The organism is Kitasatospora sp. NPDC058492, from assembly GCF_042720685.1.
Lineage (GTDB): Bacteria > Actinomycetota > Actinomycetes > Streptomycetales > Streptomycetaceae > Kitasatospora.
Genome location: NZ_JBHXMU010000002.1, coordinates 135,906 through 137,024, shown reverse-complemented (window position 1 = coordinate 137,024; position 1,119 = coordinate 135,906). Strand labels below are relative to the sequence as shown.

Sequence of the window (1,119 nt, the reverse complement as noted above, 5' to 3'; positions counted from 1 at the left end):
CCCCATCCTTCGGCGGCACCGACGGCGGACCAGCAGCCGTCCGCCCCTGACCGGGGAACTTCTCCGCCGGAGCCTTACCCTTCCCCGAATCCTTCACATCACCAAGCCCGTGAACCCCGGACTTCCGATCCGGGCGCAGCTGCTCGCCACCACCCGAACCCTCAACCACCCCATCCTTCGGCGGCACCGACGGCGGACCAGCAGCCGTCCGCCCCTGACCGGGGAACTTCTCCGCCGGAGCCTTACCCTTCCCCGAATCCTTCAGGTCACCGAGCCCATGAACCCCGGACTTCCGATCCGGAGACTGCTTCTCGCCACCACCCGAGCCCTCCGCCCCGTCCTTCGGCGGCACCGGCGGAGCATCATCCGTCAGCAAGTGCCCCTGACCGGGGAACTTCTCCGCCGGAGCCTTACCCTTCCCCGAATCCTTCAGGTCACCGAACCCGTGAACCCCGGACTTCCGATCCGGACCTTGCTGCTCGCCACCACCCGGACCCTCGGAGTCGGCGGGGGCCGGCTCCACCTGGGTCTGACTGCCCTCGGACCGTCCTCGGTCCTGCACTCCGCTACCGGCAGGGCCGGGCCCGCCCTCGGGCCGCCCGTCCGAGCCGGAGTCCGGCGCGGCGGCACCGGAGCCGTCGCTCTCCTTCTTGGCGTTCAGATCGTCGATCGTGCGGAATTTGAGCTCCCGTGTCGAACGCGGCCTCTTGGCGTCGGCCAGAGCCTTGGCCTCCTCGCGCTCCACGAAGGACGGATCCGCCAGCGCCTTCGCCTTGCGATCCGCCTCGCCCTGCTCACGCTGCTGCCGGTGCAACTCGGCCTGCGTCAAGTACGCGGGATCGGGCAGCGGCTCCTTCTCACCGTCGCCGCCAGGCTCCTTGGGCGCCTCCTCATCCGCCTTCTGCGGACCAGACGCCTCCTTCGTCTTACGAGCAGCCTCAGCAGCCGCCGCACGATCCTTCTCACCCTGCTCACGCAGTTGCCGGAACGCCTCGGCCTGCGACGAATACCCGGGGTCAGGCTGCGGCTCCTTCTCGCCATCACCCGGCTTCTTGGCCCCGTCACCGTCCGCCTGCGACGTGTCCGACCCCTCCCTCGCCTGACGAGCCTTCTCAGCCT

1 pseudogene is annotated in these 1,119 nt (G+C 69.5%); it reads right to left on the bottom strand.

The features are described from left to right. A pseudogene (locus ACFWPI_RS02200) lies at positions 1-1,119 on the bottom strand (hypothetical protein); the annotation flags it as partial.